The 19,651-nt window shown below is 71.9% G+C and carries 19 protein-coding genes; 15 read left to right on the forward strand and 4 right to left on the reverse strand.

Translation table 11 applies throughout. The features are described from left to right. Positions 1–123 precede the first annotated feature (123 nt). The 9 genes from EIZ62_RS05400 (at position 124) to pssA (ending at position 11,029) form a co-directional block, all read left to right on the forward strand. Positions 124–1,905 (forward strand): 3-hydroxyacyl-CoA dehydrogenase family protein, encoded by a 1,782-nt coding sequence (locus EIZ62_RS05400; RefSeq protein ID WP_156691572.1) that lies wholly within the window; start codon positions 124–126, stop codon positions 1,903–1,905. Between the two features lie 103 nt (positions 1,906–2,008). Beyond that, the gene (locus tag EIZ62_RS05405) at positions 2,009–2,839 is read left to right on the forward strand and encodes a TetR family transcriptional regulator (RefSeq protein WP_244375474.1); all 831 of its coding nucleotides are present in this window, start codon (positions 2,009–2,011) and stop codon (positions 2,837–2,839) included. A 454-nt stretch (positions 2,840–3,293) separates the two neighbouring features. Next, positions 3,294–4,631 (forward strand): crotonyl-CoA carboxylase/reductase, encoded by a 1,338-nt coding sequence (gene ccrA, locus EIZ62_RS05410; protein WP_208827776.1) that lies wholly within the window; start codon positions 3,294–3,296, stop codon positions 4,629–4,631. After that, the gene (locus EIZ62_RS05415) at positions 4,631–6,652 is read left to right on the forward strand and encodes a protein meaA (protein WP_156691575.1); all 2,022 of its coding nucleotides are present in this window, start codon (positions 4,631–4,633) and stop codon (positions 6,650–6,652) included. The genes ccrA and EIZ62_RS05415 overlap by 1 nt, the downstream gene beginning before the upstream one ends. Then, entirely contained in the window at positions 6,649–7,611 is a 963-nt protein-coding gene (locus EIZ62_RS05420) for an HpcH/HpaI aldolase/citrate lyase family protein (RefSeq protein WP_156691576.1), read from the forward strand. The genes EIZ62_RS05415 and EIZ62_RS05420 overlap by 4 nt, the downstream gene beginning before the upstream one ends. A gap of 5 nt (positions 7,612–7,616) precedes the next feature. Beyond that, positions 7,617–8,141: a MaoC family dehydratase gene (locus EIZ62_RS05425; protein ID WP_156691577.1), complete on the forward strand. Its 525-nt coding sequence runs from the start codon at positions 7,617–7,619 to the stop codon at positions 8,139–8,141. Between the two features lie 2 nt (positions 8,142–8,143). Then, positions 8,144–9,349 carry an acyl-CoA dehydrogenase family protein gene (locus EIZ62_RS05430; protein ID WP_156691578.1) on the forward strand — a complete coding sequence of 402 codons (1,206 nt, stop codon included), beginning with the start codon at positions 8,144–8,146 and terminating at the stop codon, positions 9,347–9,349. A 167-nt stretch (positions 9,350–9,516) separates the two neighbouring features. Then, complete coding sequence (locus tag EIZ62_RS05435; protein WP_156691579.1) at positions 9,517–10,173, forward strand: phosphatidylserine decarboxylase; 657 nt, start codon at positions 9,517–9,519, stop codon at positions 10,171–10,173. Then, complete coding sequence (gene pssA / locus EIZ62_RS05440) at positions 10,166–11,029, forward strand: CDP-diacylglycerol--serine O-phosphatidyltransferase (RefSeq protein ID WP_156696222.1); 864 nt, start codon at positions 10,166–10,168, stop codon at positions 11,027–11,029. Before EIZ62_RS05435 ends, pssA begins: the two co-directional genes overlap by 8 nt. A 79-nt stretch (positions 11,030–11,108) precedes the next feature. On the opposite strand, the gene EIZ62_RS05445 is transcribed toward pssA, so the two are convergent. Then, positions 11,109–11,660, reverse strand: a complete 552-nt coding sequence (locus tag EIZ62_RS05445) for a GNAT family N-acetyltransferase (RefSeq protein WP_156691580.1) — start codon at positions 11,658–11,660, stop codon at positions 11,109–11,111. 232 nt (positions 11,661–11,892) lie between these two features. Here EIZ62_RS05445 and EIZ62_RS05450 point away from each other — a divergent pair, with 232 nt between their 5' ends. Continuing rightward, positions 11,893–12,180: a hypothetical protein gene (locus EIZ62_RS05450; RefSeq protein WP_156691581.1), complete on the forward strand. Its 288-nt coding sequence runs from the start codon at positions 11,893–11,895 to the stop codon at positions 12,178–12,180. 67 nt (positions 12,181–12,247) lie between these two features. Here EIZ62_RS05450 and EIZ62_RS05455 read toward each other — a convergent pair whose 3' ends face one another. Continuing rightward, positions 12,248–13,402, reverse strand: a complete 1,155-nt coding sequence (locus EIZ62_RS05455) for a glycerate kinase (RefSeq protein ID WP_156691582.1) — start codon at positions 13,400–13,402, stop codon at positions 12,248–12,250. 161 nt (positions 13,403–13,563) lie between these two features. On the opposite strand from EIZ62_RS05455, the gene EIZ62_RS05460 reads away from it, so the two are divergent. The 4 genes from EIZ62_RS05460 to EIZ62_RS05475 all read left to right on the forward strand — a co-directional run bounded on the left by EIZ62_RS05460 (position 13,564) and on the right by EIZ62_RS05475 (position 16,255). Next, positions 13,564–13,854, forward strand: a complete 291-nt coding sequence (locus EIZ62_RS05460) for a hypothetical protein (RefSeq protein WP_156691583.1) — start codon at positions 13,564–13,566, stop codon at positions 13,852–13,854. Between the two features lie 15 nt (positions 13,855–13,869). Beyond that, positions 13,870–14,922 (forward strand): ADP-ribosylglycohydrolase family protein, encoded by a 1,053-nt coding sequence (locus EIZ62_RS05465; protein ID WP_280117731.1) that lies wholly within the window; start codon positions 13,870–13,872, stop codon positions 14,920–14,922. A gap of 4 nt (positions 14,923–14,926) precedes the next feature. Continuing rightward, positions 14,927–15,418 carry an NUDIX domain-containing protein gene (locus EIZ62_RS05470; RefSeq protein ID WP_156691585.1) on the forward strand — a complete coding sequence of 164 codons (492 nt, stop codon included), beginning with the start codon at positions 14,927–14,929 and terminating at the stop codon, positions 15,416–15,418. A gap of 117 nt (positions 15,419–15,535) precedes the next feature. Next, on the forward strand, positions 15,536–16,255 hold the full coding sequence (locus EIZ62_RS05475; protein ID WP_156691586.1) for an SIR2 family NAD-dependent protein deacylase: 720 nt from the start codon (positions 15,536–15,538) through the stop codon (positions 16,253–16,255). Positions 16,256–16,285: 30 nt separating this feature from the next. Here the strand turns inward: EIZ62_RS05475 and EIZ62_RS05480 are convergent, their stop codons facing one another. Both EIZ62_RS05480 and EIZ62_RS05485 read right to left on the reverse strand, forming a co-directional pair. Beyond that, positions 16,286–16,795, reverse strand: coding sequence for a methylated-DNA--[protein]-cysteine S-methyltransferase (locus tag EIZ62_RS05480; protein WP_156691587.1), 510 nt, complete (start codon positions 16,793–16,795; stop codon positions 16,286–16,288). A 12-nt stretch (positions 16,796–16,807) separates the two neighbouring features. Beyond that, on the reverse strand, positions 16,808–18,286 hold the full coding sequence (locus EIZ62_RS05485) for an AlkA N-terminal domain-containing protein (protein WP_156691588.1): 1,479 nt from the start codon (positions 18,284–18,286) through the stop codon (positions 16,808–16,810). 156 nt (positions 18,287–18,442) lie between these two features. Between EIZ62_RS05485 and EIZ62_RS05490 the strand changes: the two genes are divergently transcribed. Beyond that, positions 18,443–19,645 (forward strand): cytochrome P450, encoded by a 1,203-nt coding sequence (locus tag EIZ62_RS05490; protein WP_167536337.1) that lies wholly within the window; start codon positions 18,443–18,445, stop codon positions 19,643–19,645. Positions 19,646–19,651: the final 6 nt, after the last annotated feature.

Consider the following 19,651-nt stretch of genomic DNA (forward strand, 5'->3'; position numbering starts at 1 on the left):
GCGACAGCACGGCTGCGCAGCACGTTCTGCGCGCGACCCGCACGCACCCGCGTACCACCACCTCCCGGTCGTACCTCCTGCGCGCGCCCCTCATCAGTCGTCACTCATCCCTGGAGTCCCGTGATGGACACCCCTCTCTCCACCATTGCCGTCGTCGGCCTCGGCACGATGGGCACAGGCATAGCCGAGGTCCTGGCCCGGGCCGGACGCGAGGTGATCGGCATCGACATCAGCGAGGCCGCCGCCGCCCGCGCGATCAGCACCCTGGAGGCGGCCACGGCCCGTTCCGTGGCGCGGGAGCGGATCAGCGAGGAGGAGCGGCGCGACATCCTCGCCCGGTTCCGCACCTTCTCCGACCTCCAGGCGGCGGCCGACGCCGACCTCGTCATCGAGGTCGTGCCGGAGTCGTACGAGGTCAAGCAGCAGGTGTTCCAGGCGCTGGACTCCATCGTCCGCCCCGGCGCGATCATCGCGACCGGTACGAACGCGCTGTCCGTGACGCGGCTGGCCGCCGACTCGGCGCGCCCCGAGCGGGTGCTCGGCCTGCACTTCTTCAACCCGGCCCCGGCGATGAAGCTGGTCGAGGTGGTCTCCTCGGTGCTGACCGCCCCGCAGGCCGTCGCCGCGGTCACCGACCTCGCCCACCAGCTGGGCAAGGAGCCCGTCGCGGTCGGCGACCGGCCCGGTTTCGTCGCGGACGGCCTGCTGTTCGGCTACCTCAACCAGGCCGCGGCGATGTACGAGGCCAAGTACGCCTCCCGCGAGGACATCGACGCCGCGATGCGGCTGGGCTGCGGCCTGCCGATGGGGCCGCTGGCCCTGCTCGACCTGATCGGCATCGACACGGCCCGTACCGTGCTGGACGCCATGTACGCCGAGTCCCGGGACCGGCTGCACGCCCCCGCCCCGATCCTGAAGCAGCTCAGCGAGGCGGGCCTGACCGGGCGCAAGTCGGGGCGCGGCTTCTACACGTACGAGGCGCCGGGCAGCGGTGTCGTGGTGCGGGACGCGCTGACGCCGCTGGAGGCGGCCACCGGGGGACCGGCCCGCGAGGTCCGCTCCGTCGGTGTGGCCGGTTCGGGCACGATGGCGAGCGGTATCGCGGAGGTCTTCGCGAAGGCCGGTTACGACGTGGTGCTCGCGGCCCGTTCCACGGAGAAGGCCGAGACGGCCAAGGCCCGGATCGCCAAGTCCCTCGCCCGCTCCGTCGACAAGGGACGGATGACCCCCGAGGCCCGGGACGAGACGCTCGGCCGGGTCACGCCGGCCGGTTCGCTGGACGCGTTCGCCGAGGTGGACCTGGCGGTCGAGGCGGTCGCCGAGGACCTGGAGATCAAGCAGCAGCTGTTCGCGACCCTGGACAAGGTGTGCAAGCCGGGCGCGGTGCTGGCCACCACGACCTCCTCCCTGCCCGTCGTCGCATGCGCCCGCGCCACCTCGCGGCCGCAGGACGTGATCGGGATGCACTTCTTCAACCCGGCGCCGGCCATGAAGCTGGTCGAGATCGTGCGTACGGTCCTGACCGGCGACGACGTCCACGCCACCGTCCGCGACGTCACCGCGAAGATCCGCAAGCACCCGGTGGACTGCGGCGACCGGGCCGGTTTCATCGTGAACGCGCTGCTCTTCCCGTACCTCAACAACGCGATCAAGATGGTCGAGCAGCACTACGCCACGCTCGACGACATCGACGCCGCGATGAAGCTGGGCGGCGGCTACCCGATGGGGCCCTTCGAACTCCTGGACGTGGTGGGGCTCGACGTCTCGCTGGCCATCGAGCGGGTCCTGCACCGCGAGTTCCGCGACCCGGGCCTGGCCCCGGCGCCCCTCCTGGAGCACTTGGTGGCGGCGGGCTGCCTCGGTCGCAAGACGGGGCGTGGCTTCCGCGAATATGCCCGGCGCTGAGCCGTACGGGGAGTGGGGCGGGTTGCTCGACCGGGCCGGCGGCCCGGCGGGCGACCCCGCCCCGCAGGCGCGCCCTCCTGCACGGATGCAGTACGTTCAGGTCATGTCCCAGCCCGCTGACTCCGCCCGCCGGCCCTCCCGTGCCACCGCCACGCCCGACGCCCCCGAGAGCGCGGCCGGCAGCCGCGCGGCCGCCCAGCGGCTCAAGATGCGCCGCGAACTGGCCGCCGCGGCCATGGAGCTGTTCGCGACCAAGGGGTACGAGGCGACGACGGTCGACGAGATCGCCGCCGCGGCCGGGGTCGCCCGGCGCACCTTCTTCCGCCACTTCCGTTCCAAGGAAGAGGCGATCTTCCCCGACCACGACGACACGCTGGTGCGCGCGGAGGCGGTCCTGAACGCCGCGCCCGCGCACGAGCACCCGCTCGACACGGTCTGCCGCGGCATCAAGGAAGTCATGAAGATGTACGCGGCCTCGCCCGCGGTGTCGGTGGAGCGCTACCGCCTGACCCGCGAGGTGCCCACGCTCCGGGAGCGGGAGATCGCCTCGGTGGCCCGCTACGAGCGGTTGTTCACGCGCTATCTGCTGGGCCATTTCGACGAGCGGGACCATCACGACGGCAACGACGACCCGCTGCTGGCCGAGGTCGCCGCGTCGGCGGTCGTCACGGCGCACAACCACGTGCTGCGGCGCTGGCTGCGGGCGGGCGGCCAGGGGGACGTGGAGGCGCAGCTGGACCACGCCTTCGCCATCGTCCGGGACACGTTCGGCACGGGCATAGGCGCGGGGCGCGCCGCCGGCGCGACGGCCCCCTCCCAGTCCTCCGCCGCGACGGCGACCGCCACCGGCGACGTCCTCGTCACGGTGGCCCGCACGGACACGCCGCTGGACGAGATCATGCGGACCATCGAACAGACTCTCAAGACGCGCTAGACCCGCGTCAGACCACCCGGCGCGTCGCACGTCACACGGGCCCGCCCGACTCGGCATCGTTAGCCGAATCGGGCGGGTCCTTGTGTTATGCCTGGTCATCAAGCTGGTCATCAGGCCTGGTCAGGGCCTCTTCGATCGATCATCGCTCATCTGTGAACGGCAGATTGCATCTGAGAGAAATTGTTGGCACTCAGTGTCTTGCGGCCTGGCACGCGGTGTCATACGTTGATGTTGTCCGGGCGGCCGGCGTGCAGAGACATCTCGTACGCCGGCTGTCCCCGCAAGGCCATCGCGCCTCGCGCGCCCGGACGCCTGCGTCACAGGCACCCTCGCGCACCACCCAGCGCTGCCAGCACCACCCGGCCGAACCGACGGCACACCTCCACAGCAGTCACTTCCCCGACGTTCCCCTCGAACGTCAGCCCTCAAGACGTTCTTCGCCGGAGGCATCACCGTGAAGGAAATCCTGGACGCGATTCAGTCGCCGGACACCACGTCCGCGGACTTCGCCGCTCTGCCGCTCCCCGAGTCCTACCGCGCGGTGACCGTGCACAAGGACGAGACCGAGATGTTCGCCGGTCTCACCACGCGCGAGAAGGACCCGCGCAAGTCGCTGCACGTCGAGGACGTGGCGCTGCCCGAGCTGGGCCCGGGCGAGGCGCTGGTGGCCGTGATGGCCTCCTCGGTCAACTACAACTCCGTGTGGACCTCGATCTTCGAGCCGGTGTCGACCTTCAGCTTCCTGGAGCGGTACGGCAAGCTCTCCGAGCTCACCAAGCGCCACGACCTGCCGTACCACATCATCGGCTCCGACCTGGCGGGCGTCGTCCTGCGCACCGGCCCGGGCGTCAACGCCTGGCGCCCCGGCGACGAGGTCGTCGCCCACTGCCTGTCCGTCGAGCTGGAGTCCTCCGACGGCCACAACGACACCATGCTCGACCCCGAGCAGCGCATCTGGGGCTTCGAGACCAACTTCGGCGGCCTCGCGGAGATCGCGCTGGTCAAGTCGAACCAGCTGATGCCGAAGCCGGACCACCTCAGCTGGGAGGAGGCGGCCGCACCGGGCCTGGTGAACTCCACCGCCTACCGCCAGCTCGTCTCCCGCAACGGCGCCGGCATGAAGCAGGGCGACAACGTCCTGATCTGGGGCGCCAGCGGCGGCCTCGGCTCGTACGCGACGCAGTTCGCGCTGGCCGGCGGCGCCAACCCGATCTGTGTCGTCTCCAGCGAGCAGAAGGCGGACATCTGCCGTGCGATGGGCGCCGAGGCGATCATCGACCGCAGCGCCGAGGGCTACAAGTTCTGGAAGGACGAGCGCACCCAGGACCCGAAGGAGTGGAAGCGCTTCGGCAAGCGCATCCGCGAGTTCACCGGCGGCGAGGACATCGACATCGTCTTCGAGCACCCCGGCCGCGAGACCTTCGGCGCGTCGGTCTACGTCACCCGCAAGGGCGGCACCATCACCACCTGCGCCTCGACCTCGGGCTACATGCACGAGTACGACAACCGCTACCTGTGGATGTCGCTGAAGCGGATCATCGGCTCGCACTTCGCGAACTACCGCGAGGCGTGGGAGGCCAACCGCCTGATCGCCAAGGGCAAGATCCACCCGACGCTCTCGAAGACGTACACGCTGGACGACACCGGCCAGGCAGCGTACGACGTCCACCGCAACCTCCACCAGGGCAAGGTCGGCGTCCTGTGCCTGGCTCCCGAGGAGGGCATGGGCGTCAAGAACCAGGAGATGCGGGACAAGCACATCGACGCCATCAACCGCTTCCGGAACGTCTGATGACGGAACGGAAGAAGGACCGCCCCTGGCTGATGCGGACGTACGCCGGTCACTCGACCGCCGAGGCGTCCAACGAGCTCTACCGGCGCAACCTCGCCAAGGGCCAGACCGGTCTGTCCGTCGCCTTCGACCTGCCGACGCAGACGGGCTACGACCCGGACCACATCCTCGCCCGCGGCGAGGTGGGCCGGGTCGGGGTCCCCGTCTCGCACCTCGGTGACATGCGCCGGCTGTTCCAGGACATCCCCCTGGAGCAGATGAACACCTCCATGACCATCAACGCCACCGCCATGTGGCTGCTGGCGCTGTACCAGGTGGTGGCCGAGGAGCAGGGCGCGGACATCACCAGGCTCCAGGGGACGACGCAGAACGACATCGTCAAGGAGTACCTGTCGCGCGGGACGCACGTCTTCCCGCCCGGTCCGTCGCTGCGGCTGACCACCGACATGATCACCTACACGGTGAACCACATCCCCAAGTGGAACCCGATCAACATCTGCAGCTACCACCTGCAGGAGGCGGGCGCGACGCCGGTCCAGGAGATCTCGTACGCCATGTCGACGGCCATCGCGGTCCTCGACGCGGTGTTCGCCTCCGGACAGGTGCCGGAGGAGCGCAAGGGTGATGTGGTCGCGCGGATCTCCTTCTTCGTGAACGCGGGCGTCCGCTTCGTCGAGGAGATGTGCAAGATGCGCGCCTTCGGCCGCATCTGGGACCGGATCACCCGGGAGCGGTACGGGATCGAGAACCCCAAGCACCGCCGCTTCCGCTACGGCGTGCAGGTCAACTCGCTCGGCCTGACCGAGGCACAGCCGGAGAACAACGTCCAGCGCATCGTCCTGGAGATGCTGGCCGTGACGCTGTCGAAGGACGCACGCGCGCGTGCCGTCCAGCTCCCCGCCTGGAACGAGGCCCTGGGCCTCCCCCGCCCCTGGGACCAGCAGTGGAGCCTGCGCATCCAGCAGGTCCTGGCGCACGAGAGCGACCTGCTGGAGTACGAGGACATCTTCGCCGGCTCGCACGTCATCGAGGCCAAGGTGGACGCCCTGGTCGGGGAGTGCCTGGCGGAGATCGACCGCATCCAGGAGATGGGCGGCGCGATGGCCGCCGTCGAGTCCGGCTACCTCAAGTCGCAGCTGGTGTCCTCGCACGCCGAGCGGCGGGCCAGGATCGAGGCCGGCGACGAGAAGATCGTCGGCGTCAACATCTACGAGACGACCGAGCCCAACCCGCTCACCGCCGACCTGGACACCGCCATCATGACGGTGGACCCGGCCAACGAGGCGCGGGTCGTGGCGAAGCTCCACGAGTGGCGCGACAACCGCGACGAGACCCGCGCCCAGGAGGCGCTGGCCGCCCTCAAGGCGACCGCCGCCGGGGACGGCAACCTCTTCGAGGCCACCCTGGAGTGCGCCCGCGCCGGCGTCACCACCGGTGAGTGGTCATGGGCGCTGCGGGACGTCTTCGGCGAGTTCCGCGCCCCGACCGGCGTGTCGTCCGCGCCCGTCGCGGTCACCGCCGAGGAGGGCACCCCGCTCGCCGTGGTGCGCGACAAGGTGGCCCGGACGGCACAGGAGCTGGGCACCGGACGGCTGCGGCTGCTGGTGGGCAAGCCGGGGCTGGACGGGCACTCCAACGGCGCCGAGCAGATCGCGGTACGCGCGCGTGACGCCGGTTTCGAGGTGGTCTACCAGGGCATCCGGCTGACGCCCGAGCAGATCGTCAACGCCGCGCTGGCGGAGGACGTGCACTGCGTGGGCCTGTCGATCCTGTCCGGGTCGCACGCCGAGCTGGTGCCGGACGTCCTGGCGCGGCTGCGCGAGGCGGGCGCGTCCGACATCCCGGTCATCGTCGGCGGGATCATCCCGAGCGCCGACGCCGCCGAACTGAAGCGGGCCGGAGTGGCCGCCGTCTTCACACCGAAGGACTTCGGTATCACGGAGATCATCGGACGTATCGTCGACGAGATCCGTACAGCGAACAAGCTCAACCCCCTCGAAAGCTCGGAGGTCCCCGCATGACGACGGTCAACCGTCTCCGCCCGCGCCGCTCCTGTCTGGCCGTCCCCGGCTCGAACCCGCGCTTCCTGGAGAAGGCCCAGGGCCTCCCCGCCGACCAGGTCTTCCTGGACCTGGAGGACGCGTGCGCGCCGCTGGCCAAGCCGGAGGCCCGGCACACCATCGTCAAGTTCCTCAACGAGGGCGACTGGACGGGCAAGACCAGGGTCGTGCGGGTCAACGACTGGACCACGGAGTGGACGTACCGCGACGTCGTCACCGTCGTCGAGGGCGCGGGCCCGAACCTGGACTGCATCATGCTGCCGAAGGTGCAGAACGCCGAGCAGGTCGTGGCGCTGGACCTGCTGCTGACGCAGATCGAGAAGACGATGGGCTTCGAGGTCGGCCGGATCGGCATCGAGGCCCAGATCGAGAACGCCCAGGGCCTCAACAACGTCAACGCGATCGCGCAGGCCTCGCCGCGCGTCGAGACGATCATCTTCGGCCCGGCCGACTTCATGGCGTCCATCAACATGAAGTCGCTGGTGGTCGGCGAGCAGCCGCCCGGCTACCCGGCCGACGCGTACCACTACATCCTGATGAAGATCCTGATGGCGGCCCGCGCCAACGACCTCCAGGCGATCGACGGCCCGTACCTCCAGATCAAGAACGTGGACGGCTTCCGCGCGGTGGCCGGCCGGGCCGCGGCGCTGGGCTTCGACGGCAAGTGGGTGCTGCACCCGGGCCAGGTGGACGCGGCGAACGAGGTGTTCTCGCCGTCCCAGGAGGACTTCGACCACGCCGAGCTGATCCTGGACGCGTACGAGTACTACACGTCCGAGGCGGGCGGCAAGAAGGGCTCGGCGATGCTCGGCGACGAGATGATCGACGAGGCCAGCCGCAAGATGGCGCTCGTCATCTCCGGCAAGGGCCGCGCCGCCGGCATGACCCGCACCTCGAAGTTCCAGGCCCCGGAGGCGTAACCACCATGCAGTTCGGCCGCACCTACGAAGAGTTCGAAGTCGGCGCCGTGTACAAGCACTGGCCCGGGAAGACGGTCACCGAGTACGACGACCACCTCTTCTGCCTGCTCACGATGAACCACCACCCCCTCCACATGGACACCAACTATGCGGAGAAGACGACGGACTTCGGGAAGAACGTCGTCGTCGGCAACTACATCTACTCGCTCCTGCTGGGCATGTCGGTGCCGGACGTCTCCGGCAAGGCGATCGCCAACCTGGAGATCGAGTCGCTGCGGCACGTGGCGCCGACCTTCCACGGCGACACCATCTACGGCGAGACGACGGTGCTGGACAAGACCCCGTCGAGGTCCAAGAGCGACCGCGGGATCGTGTACGTCGAGACCAAGGGCTACAAGCAGGACGGCACGCTGGTCTGCGTGTTCCGCCGCAAGGTGATGGTGCCCACCGAGACGTACATCAAGGAGCGCGGCGGCGAGCAGCCCGGCCGCCCGGAGCTGAACGCCCCTTCGGAAAAGACGGAGAAGTAGTCATGGCCCGACTCGCGCAGACCCACGGTCTGACCGACGTCCAGCAGGAGATCCTGTCCACGGTCCGGGACTTCGTCGACAAGGAGATCATCCCGGTCGCGACCGGGCTGGAGCACCGCGACGAGTACCCGCAGGACATCGTCGAGGGACTCAAGGAGCTGGGTGTCTTCGGGCTGATGATCCCGGAGGAGTACGGGGGTCTGGGCGAGTCCCTCCTCACGTACGCGCTGTGCGTGGAGGAGATCGCGCGCGGCTGGATGTCCGTGTCGGGCATCATCAACACCCACTTCATCGTCGCGTACATGCTCAAGCAGCACGGTACGCAGGAGCAGAAGGACACCTTCCTGCCGCGGATGGCGGCCGGCGAGGTGCGGGGCGCGTTCTCGATGTCGGAGCCGGCGCTCGGCTCCGACGTGTCGGCCATCACGTCCAAGGCGGTGCGGGACGGCGACGAGTACGTCCTGAACGGCCAGAAGATGTGGCTCACCAACGGCGGCACGTCAACGCTCGTCGCGGTTCTCGTCCGAAGTGACGAAGGACACCCCGAGGGAACAGCGCCCCACAAGTCGATGACGACCTTCCTCGTGGAGAAGGAGCCCGGCTTCGGAGAGGTCCGGCCCGGCCTCACCATCCCCGGGAAGATCGACAAGATGGGTTACAAGGGGGTCGACACCACCGAACTCATCATGGACGGACTGCGCATTCCGGCCAATCGGGTGCTCGGCGGGACCACCGGCCGAGGGTTTTACCAAATGATGGACGGTGTCGAGGTCGGCCGTGTGAATGTCGCGGCACGTGGTTGCGGTGTGGCGCAGCGTGCGTTTGAGCTGGGTGTCTCGTATGCCCAGCAACGTCAGACTTTCGGCAAGCCGATCGCCCAGCACCAGGCGATCCAGTTCAAGCTGGCCGAAATGGCTACCAAGGTCGAGGCCGCTCATGCGATGATGGTCAACGCAGCACGCAAAAAGGACTCCGGGGAGCGAAACGACCTGGAAGCAGGGATGGCGAAGTACCTCGCCTCCGAATACTGCAAGGAAGTCGTCGAGGACGCGTTCCGCATCCACGGTGGCTACGGGTTCTCGAAGGAATACGAGATCGAGCGTCTCTACCGTGAGGCACCCATGCTGCTCATCGGCGAAGGTACCGCCGAGATCCAGAAAATGATCATTGGGCGTCGGTTGCTGGAGGAGTACCGATTCCAGGGGTGATTGTCGCTTTCGAGCCGGTTTGGCCGCGAAGAAGATCACACCCTGTCATCGTCTTCCGGCCGCCGACTCGGCTTCTGGCTTGCCCAGTTGCGGCCCGCAACCGATAGCATCGTCAGAAAGCCGCCGTCCCCCGCATCCGCGCGGCATCACCGCTACGAAGGTCATCCATGCCCCACAGCCAAACCTCTGCACCTCGCGACAGCCGTTTCGGCGTACGCATCGCTCGCGGAGCATCGCCGTGGCTTCTGCCGACCGTCGCCACCGCTGCCCTCAGTCTTGCCCGTTCTCGCCGCTCCAAGCGCGCCGCGGCCATCGCCGTGCCCACCACCGCTCTCGCGGCGGGCATGCTGTGGTTCTTCCGCGACCCCGAGCGCGAGATCGCGCAGGGCCGGGTCATCTCGCCCGCCGACGGGGTGGTGCAGAGCATCATGCCGTGGAAGGACGGGCGGACCCGGGTCGCCATCTTCATGAGCCCGCTGAACGTCCACGTCAACCGCGCGCCGCTGGCGGGCACGGTGACGTCCGTGGAGCACGTCCCGGGCGGGTTCGTGCCGGCGTTCAACAAGGAGAGCGAGAACAACGAGCGCGTTGTCTGGCACTTCGACACCGAGCTCGGCGACATCGAGATGGTGCAGATCGCGGGTGCGGTCGCCCGCCGCATCGTGCCCTACCTCCCGCAGGGGACGAAGGTCGAGCAGGGCGAGCGCATCGGTCTGATCCGCTTCGGATCGCGCGTTGACATCTACCTTCCGGAAGGTGTCGACGTCGCTGTCGAGGTCGGTCAGACCACGACTGCGGGGGTGACTCGAATTGACCGTGATTGATCCCGACACACGGGCCGACTGGGTCGCCGACGCCGAGGCGGACATCGCCGAGGAAGCCGAGGAGATGCCGCTGTCGCTGCGCCTGTCGATAGCGGACACGCTCACGCTGGGCAACGCCACGTGCGGCTTCATGGCGGTGTACTTCACCACCACCGGCATCCTGATCCCGCACCTCACGGGCAGCCAGGAGACCGGCATGGCGCGGCACAGCGCCGCCACCGCCGTGATCCTGATGCTCCTCGCGGCGATCTTCGACCTCTGCGACGGGCTCGTGGCGCGCAAGCTGCGCAGCTCGCCGATGGGCGCGGAGCTGGACAACCTGTCGGACCTGATCAGCTTCGGGCTGGCACCGGCGTACTTCGTCCTCGTGTGGGGGATGGTCACGCACGACGCCCACCAGAAGGTGTCGGCGGTGGCCGCGATCGTGGTGCTGCTGGCGGTCGTGCTGCGGCTCGCCAGATTCAGCTGCGTGACCATGAAGGACGGCATGTTCCAGGGCATGCCGAGCCCCTTCGGGGCGCTGACGGTCGTCTCGATCGTGCTGCTCGAGCTGCCGTTCATCCCGACGCTGCTGGCGATCATCGGGACGGCGTGGCTGATGGTGAGCCGCGTCGAGTACCCCAAGCCGCGGGGCATCCTCGCGGTGGCGATGCTCAGCTGGATCGTCGGGGCGATGGGCCTCCTGGCGGCCTGGGCGTTCGACGCCCCGGGCGGTCAGCTGCTGCTCCAGACCGGCTGCGCGCTCCAGGTGGTCCTGGGCGCCGTGATCCCGCTCTTCGCGACGGCCCGGCGCGTGAACACCTTCCGCGGCAACCGGCGCGAGAGCCGGGAGGCACGGGCGGCGCAGCTGCCGTAGCGGTACGCAGGCATGGATGACGGAAGGGCCCGGGTGCGGGATCGCACCCGGGCCCTTCCGCGTGCGCGGGGCCGGGCCCTCAGGACGGCCGCAGGAGCTTGTAGTAGTACGTCGTGGCGTGCGGGGTGCCCGCCGGCGACAGGGCGTAGTGCGGGACGGTGCCCGCGCGCGTCCAGCCCGCCCGGCGGTACAGTGCCTCGGCCGCGCTGCCCGTCTCGGTGTCCAGGACGAGCAGGGTGAGCCCCTCGCCGGCCGCCGCCCCCTCGGCCGCCGCGAGCAGCCGGGAGCCCAGCCCGCGGCCCCGGGCGTCCCGGTGGACCAGCAGCTTGGAGACCTCGGCGCGGTGCGGCTGGTTCGGCATGGCGGCGCGGACCAGCGTGATCACGCCCGCGACGGCGCCCCCGGGCCCGTACGCCACCCATACGCTCCGCACGCCCCGGGCCGCCTCCTCCGCGGCGCCACGCCACCAGGCGGCGGCCTCGGCGTGGCTGAGCGGGGCCAGGAAGCCCACGGAGGCGCCGCCGTCGACGGCGTCCCCCAGCAGCGCGGCGAGTCCGTCGTCCGCCAGGTCGCGGACCTGCCGGGCGGTCAGGTGCTCGATCCGGTGGCCCGTGCGCGGGAGGTCACTCATGCCGGGAGCCTCGCACGGCGCCGTTTCGGCGGGGTGACGAGGGGCTCTCCGCGCGTCGGTCACGGGGTGTGAAGGGCGGCGGCGCGCCGTCACAGGGTGACGTCAGGGCCTCCCGCACCGTTGCCCCGGGTGCGGCACCTCTCCGGGCCCGTGGCATCGCCCAGGCACGCATGGGCCGCGACGGGGCATACGGGGCCCTACAGCCGTCACTCACCGATCGGGGGACCTGCCCATGACGTCCGACCTGCTGCTCGCCCTGGCCATCCCGGTCCTGATGGGGGCGTCGGGCCTGTACGCGCTCGCCGACTCCTGGTGGCGCCGCCGCCACCCCGCCCTGAAGCCGGTGCCGTACCTGCCGGGGCGCGGGCCCGTCGTCGGTCACGACCTGGTCGCCACCGCGGAGACCGTCGTCGCCGAGGCGTACGCCCGGTACGGGTCCTTCTACGACACCCCGGCCCCCGTGGAGGGCCACGCCCCGCTGGCCGGGCGGGGCCCCGGTCACATCACCGGCGCCGCGTGAGGGCGGGCCGGCCGGAACGGGGCGCGCCCCCGCGCCCCGAGGGGTGCGGGGGCGCGGGGAGGGACCGTCACACCAGGAAGTCGCGCGCCAGGTTCGCCGCCTGGCGTTCCAGCAGCGGGCCCGCCTCCGCCATGCACTTCGCCGGGTCCGGCTCCAGCTCCAGCAGGGCGTAGGCGCGGCGGATGCCCGCCCTGCCGAGCGCCTCGGGGGGCAGGGCCAGCCGGCCGCAGACCGCGACGACCTCGATGCCCTCCGCCCGGGCGGCAGCGGCCACCCCGGCCGGGGCCTTGCCGTGCAGGGTCTGCTCGTCGAGGGAGCCCTCGCCGGTGATGACCAGGGTGGCGCGGGACAGGGCGGGGCCGAAGCCGAGCACGTCCAGCATGACCTCGATGCCGGGGCGGAAGCTCGCGCCGAGGGCGACCAGCGCCCCGTAGCCGATGCCGCCCGCCGCGCCCGCCCCCGGCGACTCGGCGAGCTCGGTGGCACGGGGGCCGACGGACTCGGCGAGGACCGAGGCGAAGCGGGCCAGCGCGGCGTCCAGCTCCGCGACGTCCTCGGGCGAGGCGCCCTTCTGCGGTCCGTAGACCGCGGGGGCGCCCTTGGGGCCGGTCAGCGGGTTGTCGACGTCGCTGGCGAGGACGAGGTCCACGTCCCCGAAGCGCGGGTCGACACCCGACAGGTCGGCCGTGGCGAGGTCCTTGAGACCGCCGCCGCCCGGGCCGACGGGCTCGCCGTCCTTGTCGAGGAAACGGGCGCCCAGCGCGGCCAGCATGCCGGCGCCGCCGTCCGTGGTCGCGCTGCCGCCCACGCCGAAGACGATGGTGCGCGCGCCCGCGTCCAGCGCGGCGCGCAGCAGCTCGCCGGAGCCGTACGTGGTGGACGTCAGCGGCGCGAACACGCCCTCGGGGAGCAGCTGGAGGCCCGACGCCTCCGCCATCTCCACCACGGCCGTCCCGTCGCGCAGCGCGTACGCGGCGGTGACCGGCGCGCCGAGCGGGCCGGTGACCCGTACCTCACGCCGTTCGAACCCGGCCGCCACCGCGGCCGCGACGGTGCCGTCGCCACCGTCGGCGACGGGCAGGGTCTCCACCTCCAGGTCCGGGACGACCTGCCGGAGCCCGGCCGTCACCCGCTCCGCGACCTGCACGGCCGTGAGCGAACCCTTGAACTTGTCAGCCGCGACGAGCACGCGCGCGGCCTCAGTTACTGCTCCGTCCGTCACCTTGCATCCCTTGCTATCGAACAGGCAGTCGCGCCGGGGCCGACCCTATCCGGAGGGTGAGACGCTGTGCCACCCCTGTCCGGCGGGCGGACCCGCTGGTCAGGCCGCCCGGGCGGGACGCCCGAGTCGCATCCTTCGGCCATTCGTGTGACGCTGCCATCATGACGTGGGCATCGTGGACGACGACCGATGTGTACACGGGGCGTGGCGGGGTCCGGACCGACGAGCTCGGAATCGTCACGGGGAACGTGTCCGTGCACACCACATGGGCGGGCGGCGAGGCACAGATCGCCGTCCAGTACAGCGGGGCGTCCGACTGGTTCACCATGACGGGCAGCCCCGTGCCGTGCCGTTCGGAGAAGGACAGCAGAGACCTGCACGAGACGGTGCTGGAGGCCGTGCGGGCGGGCGGCGGTGCCGTCGTGCCGTACTCCTCCCTGCCGTCGCCGTAAGCGGTGGAGGTGACCGTGGGCCCGGGCCCGCGGGACCGGGTCCTCGGCGGGTGGTCCGGCCGCATCGCCGGCAACATGCTCGGCAAACCCGTCGAGCGTGGCGACTACTGGACACGGGAGCGGATCGACCGCTACCTGCGGGCCACCGGCGCCCTTCCGCTGACCGACTACCTGCCGGGCCCGCCGCCGGACTCCGAGGCGGCCGGCTTCGTCCTGCGGCCGGAGTGGCCCGCGTGCGTACGCGGCCGGATCCACGGCAGTTGCCGGGACGACGACATCGACTACCCGATCCTCGCCCTGCACCTGCTGGAGACCCACGGGTTCGCCTTCACCACCGAGCAGGTCGGCGAGCTGTGGCTGCTGCGCCTGCCCTACCTCCAGACGTTCACAGCCGAGCGGGCCGCCTACCGCAACCTCGCGAACGGGCTGAAGCCCCCGCTCACCGCCACCTCCGGCAACCCCTGCCAGGAGTGGATCGGCGCGCTCATCCGCGCCGACGTGTTCGGCTGGGTCTCCCCCGGCGATCCGGTCCGCGCCGCCTCCCTGGCCCGCCGTGACGCGGTGCTGTCCCACACGGGCAACGGCGTGTACGCGGCGATGTGGGCGGCGGCCCTGGTGGCGGCCGCCTTCACGGCCCCCGCGCCGCGCGACGCGGTGCGGACGGCGCTGGAGCGCGTCCCGGCGAGCAGCCGCCTGGCCCGCACGGTGCGGCACATGGTGGCGCTGTACGACGCGGGCGTCCCCTGGGCCGACGCCCTGACCGAGGCGGAGCGCGAAACGGCCGGGCTGCACTGGATCCACGCCGTGCCGAACGCCGCCGTCATCACGGCGGGCCTGCTGTACGGGGGCGGCGACTTCACCCGCACCATCGCCCTCACGGTCCGCGGCGGCCTGGACACCGACTCCAACGGCGCGACCGCCGGTTCGGTGGCGGGCGTGATGTGCGGGGCCCGCGGCATCCCGCGCCAGTGGACGGATCCGCTGGAGGACCTGGTGCGCAGCGCGGTGTTCGGCTTCGACGGGGTGCGGATCGGTGAACTCGCCGATCGGACGCTCGCACTAGGCTGACGCCGTGACGCACACCGATTACGCGACGTACATCGCCGGGCTCCCGCGCGTGCTGGCGGGTGCCGCGACGCTTTTCCGTGACGGCGAGGGCCGGGTGCTGCTCGTCGAGCCCAACTACCGGGACGGCTGGGGGCTGCCCGGGGGGACGGTCGAGTCCGACACCGGGGAGACCCCGAGGCAGGCGGCCCGGCGGGAGACGCTGGAGGAGATCGGGCTGGACGTGGAGCCGGGCGCGCTGCTCGCGATCGACTGGGTGCCCGGCCCGGCGCGTCCCCCGATCGTGGCGTACGTCTACGACGGCGGTGTGCTCAGCGGTGAGCGGTTCCGGGCGATCAGGCTCCAGGAGGAGGAGCTGATCTCGTGGAAGCTGGTGGACCCCGGTGAGCTGCGGACGTACCTGCTCGGGGAGCTCGGGCTGCGCGTGACGGCCGCGCTGGAGGCCCTGGAGGCCGGCCGGGGCCCGGTGGAGCTGGTGGACGGCCGCCCGGTGGGGTGAGACGGCCCGCCGGCGGGTGGGACGCCGGGTGCTCGGGGGCCGGGTGCTCGCGGGCGGGGTGCTCGCGGGCCGGGAATTCGTTCGCCGGGCGGCGGGGGCGTGCGTAGCCTCGGCCGCATGACTCTCGTCGCGATCTTGAGTGGTGCCGGCATCTCCACGGACTCCGGTATCCGTGACTACCGCGGCCCCGACGGGCTGTGGCGGCGCGATCCGGACGCCGAGAAGCTGGTCACGTACGCGTACTACATGGCCGACCCGGAGATCCGGCGCCGGGCCTGGCTGATGCGGCGGGACAGCGCCGCGCTGCGGGCCGAGCCCAACGCCGCGCACCGGGCGGTGGCCGAGCTGGAGCGGACCCCCGGCTTCGCGGTGCGGGTGATCACGCAGAACGTGGACGGGCTGCACCAGCGCGCCGGGATTGCCGCGCGCAAGGTCCTCGAACTGCACGGCACCGCACGGGCCGTGGTGTGCACGGCGTGCCACGCGCGCTCGTCGATGGAGGACGCGCTCGCCCGGGTCGCGGCGGGCGAGGACGACCCGGCGTGCGAGGTGTGCGGCGGGATCCTGAAGCCGGCGACGGTGATGTTCGGTGAGCGGCTGGACCCGGTGGTGCTGGGCCAGGCGATGGGGATCGCCAAGGCCGCGGAGGTGTTCGTCGCCGTCGGCTCGACGCTCCAGGTGCAGCCCGCGGCGTCGCTCGCCGGTGTCGCGGCGGAGCACGGCGCGCGGCTGGTCGTCGTGAACGCCGAGCCCACGCCGTACGACGAGCGGGCCGACGAGGTGATCCGCGAGCCCATTGGTACGGCCCTGCCGGCGCTGCTGAAGCGGCTCGGGTAGCCCGATGGCCCGGCCGGTCCGGCGGCTCGGCTAGAAGAGCGTTTCGGCGGGCGCCGGGCCGCCGAGCGGGGCCCCTTCGAACGCGAGGAGGCGCTGCTTGCGGTCGAGGCCGCCGCCGTACCCGGTGAGGCCGCCGCTCGCGCCGATGACGCGGTGGCAGGGGACGATGATCCCGACGGGGTTCTTGCCGTTGGCGAGCCCGACGGCGCGCGAGGCTCCCGGCTTGCCGAGGGCCTCGGCGAGTTCGCCGTACGAGCGGGTCTCGCCGTACGGGATCGTCCGCAGCCGCTCCCAGACGCTGAGCTGGAACGGCGTACCGGCGAGGTGCAACCGCAGGTCGAACGCGGTGAGTTCGCGGGCGTAGTACGCGTCGAGCTGGCGGATCGCCTCGCCGAACGGGCGGGGGTCGGGGTCGCCGAAGGTCTCCTGCGGCGGGCGGTGGCGCTGGTCGGTCATGTACAGGCCGCTGAGCAGGCCGTCGGTCGCGACGAGGGTGAGCGGGCCGTACGGGCTGTCGGTGACGGTGTGCTGGCGTCGCATCGGGGCGTTTCCTTACGCGGGCAGGTGGTTGATCGGGTGGCTGTCGGTCGCCCACAGGTACTGGACGGCGTACGCGCGCCAGGGCCGCCACGCGGCGGCGCGGGCCGTGAGCGCGGCGGGCGTCGAGGCCAGGCCGAGACCGGCGGCGGCGCGCCGGACGCCGAGGTCGGTGGGGAGGAACGCGTCGGGGTCGCCGAGGGCGCGCATGGCGATGACCTCGACCGTCCAGGGCCCGAACCCGGGCAGTGCGCGCAGTCGTACGCGGGCTTCGTCCCAGTCGCTGTCCGGGCCGAGCCGCAGCGAGCCGTCGGCGAGGGCACCGACGAGGGTGGTGAGCGTGGTGCGGCGGCTGCGCGGCAGGGCGAGCACCTCCGGGTCGAGCGCGGCGAGCGCCGCGGGGGCCGGGAACAGGTGGGTGAGGCCGCCCTCGGGGTCGTCGACGGGGGTGCCGTGCGCGGCGACGAGGCGGGCCGCGTGGGTGCGGGCGGCGGCGGTGGAGACCTGCTGGCCGAGCACCGCGCGGACGGCGAACTCGGCCGCGTCGACGGTCCGCGGGACGCGCCGGCCGGGCGCCTCGCCGACCAGCGGCGCGAGGAGCGGGTCCGTGCGGAGCTGGTCGTCCACGGCGACGGGGTCGGCGTCGAGGTCGAGCATCCAGCGGCAGCGGCTGATGGCGAGGGTGAGGTCGCGCGGGTCGGTGAGCGAGAGGCGGCAGGCGATGTGGTCGGGGCGGGGAGTGAGGGCGACGATGCCGTGGCCGTGCGGGAGGGCGAGGGTGCGACGGTAGGCGCCGTCGCGCCACTCCTCCACGCCGGGCACGGCGGTGGCGGCCAGGTGGCCGAAGAGGTTGTCGGGGTTGAGCGGCGCTCGGTACGGCAGTCTGAGCGCGATGACGCCGGGGGTGTGGTGCGGTGTCCTGCTCGCGGCGCGGGCCGCGCGGGCGCGCAGTTCGCCGGGGGCGAGCGCGAAGACCTCGCGCACGGTGTCGTTGAAGGTGCGCACGGAGGAGAACCCGGCGGCGAACGCGACGTCCGCCATCGGCAGCGGGGTCGTCTCGATCAGCACGCGGGCGGTCTGGGCGCGCTGGGCGCGGGCCAGGGCGAGCGGTCCGGCTCCGAGCTCGGCGAGCAGCTGGCGCTCGATCTGCCGGGTCGAGTACCCGAGGCGGGCGGCCAGTCCGGGTACGCCCTCGCGGTCGACGACGCCGTCGCGGATCAGGCGCATGGCGCGGGCGACCGCGTCGGCGCGGGCGTTCCACTCGGGCGAGCCGGGGCTGGTGTCGGGCCGGCAGCGCTTGCAGGCGCGGAAACCGGCCTGCTGGCAGGCGGCGGCGCTCGGGTAGAACACCATGTTCTCGGCCTTCGGCGGCACGACCGGGCAGCTGGGCCGGCAGTAGATGCGGGTGGTGAGGACGGCGGTGAAGAACCATCCGTCGAAACGGGCGTCCTTGGACCGGACGGCCCGCACGCAGCGCTCGGTGTCGGTGTGCATGGGTCCAGCATGGACAACGCGGGCCGGTGGCCGCTGGCGAGAAAGCGACATCAACCTCGCACTGCCTGCGGTCCGCCCGATCCCCGGCGCCCGGCGATCACGCTGTGGGACCATCGCGTCACACGATGTCGCGCCGACGACCACTCAGGGGGCACGATGACCGAGCGGATCCTTCTCGACCCGCGCACTCCCGACCTGCGGGCGCAGGCGGAGCAGCTGCGCCGGTGCGGTCCGGTCGCTCCGGCCGAGTGGCCGGGCGGGGTCCACTGCTGGGCGGTCGTGGGCCACGCCGAGCTGGAGACGGTGCTGACCGACCCGCGGTTCGCCCGCTCGCCCACGCACTGGCGGGCGCTGCGGGACGGGGAGATCGCCGCCGACTGGCCCATGCTGGCGCACTTGAGGCGGACGTGGATGCTGACGGCCGACGGCGCCGACCACCGGCGGCTGCGGCACGCGGTGGCCGCGGCCTTCACGCCCCGCCGGGTCGAGGGGCTGACACCCGCGATCACGGCCACCGTGGAGGCACTGCTGGACGATCTGGAGGCGGCCGCTCAGGACGGTCCGGTGGACCTCCGCGCGGCGTACGCCTTGCCGCTCCCCCTGAACACGCTCTGCGCCCTGTTCGGGATCCCGCCCGGGGACCGGCCGGAGGTCGCCGCCCTCGTGGGCCGGGCGCTGTCGCGCGCCGCGCTGACCCCCGAGGAGTCGGCCGCCCTGACCCGCGAGATCAACACCTGCCTGGCGGACCTGGTCAGGAGCCGGTCGGCGGCACCCGGCGACGACCTGGTCACCGACCTGCTGCGCGGGGGCACCGACGGTGACGGCGGCCTGTCCGAGGTCGAACTGCTCGACATGCTGTGGCTGTTCCTCGGCGCGGGCTTCGAGACCACGGCCGGCGCGCTCGTCAACACGGCGCACGCCCTCCTCGTCCACCCGCGGGAGCTGGACCGGGCGCTGGGCGGGCGGGTCGGCTGGGACGCGGTCGTGGAGGAGGGCATCCGCTACGACTCCAGCGTCTACGCCCTGCCCTTCGCCTACCCCACCGAGGACCTGGAGCTGGGTGGCCGGGCGCTGCGCGCGGGCGACGCCCTGCTGCTGTGCTTCGCGGCGGCCAACCGGGACCCGCGGCACGGCGAGGTCCGGTTCGAGACGGGCCGCGCCGGGGCGCGTCCACGGCAGCTCGGGTTCGGCCAGGGCCCGCACTTCTGCGTGGGGGCGCCCCTGGCCCGGCTCCAGCTGCGGATCGCCCTGGCCCGCCTCTTCGAGCGGTTCCCCGGGCTGCGCCTCGCCGGCCCGCCCGGCCCTCCGGTGCCCTCGCTCATCGCCAGCACGCCCAGCGCGCTGTACGTGTCCCGGTAGCGGCGG

The sequence above is a fragment of the Streptomyces ficellus genome (assembly GCF_009739905.1).
In the GTDB taxonomy this organism is placed as follows: Bacteria; Actinomycetota; Actinomycetes; order Streptomycetales; family Streptomycetaceae; genus Streptomyces; species Streptomyces ficellus_A.